Genomic DNA, 338 nt, shown 5'->3' on the forward strand with positions numbered 1-338 from the left:
TGAAGCCCGCGCCAAATTCTGGAAAGCCTCCTCCGTGCAAGCCGGTGCGTCTTCCCTGAAAGAAGGCAGCCCATTCCGCTTCATCGCTGACTCTGGCATCAAAGCCACAGAACACCATGAAGGCGCACTGCTGGAACAAATCGACTTGAATACCTGGGTATCCATGTCCATCCAGCGCGCTGTAGAAAAAGTCCAAAGCCGCCTGCAAGATGGTCTGGCCTTCCTGGCAACCGTTGGTTCCACTGCACCGTTCGTTGGTCTGTTTGGTACAGTATGGGGTATTTACCATGCGCTGACAGCCATCGGTATGTCTGGTCAGGCATCGATCGACAAAGTAG

Annotated in this window: 1 protein-coding gene; it reads left to right on the forward strand. The window is 54.1% G+C overall.

The features are described from left to right. Nucleotides 1-338, forward strand: a 338-nt coding sequence (locus tag ACO0K9_RS28110; protein WP_422990705.1) for a MotA/TolQ/ExbB proton channel family protein, incomplete at both ends; no start/stop codon positions are given.

The organism is Undibacterium sp. Ji50W, assembly GCF_049340445.1.
Lineage (GTDB): Bacteria > Pseudomonadota > Gammaproteobacteria > Burkholderiales > Burkholderiaceae_D > Undibacterium.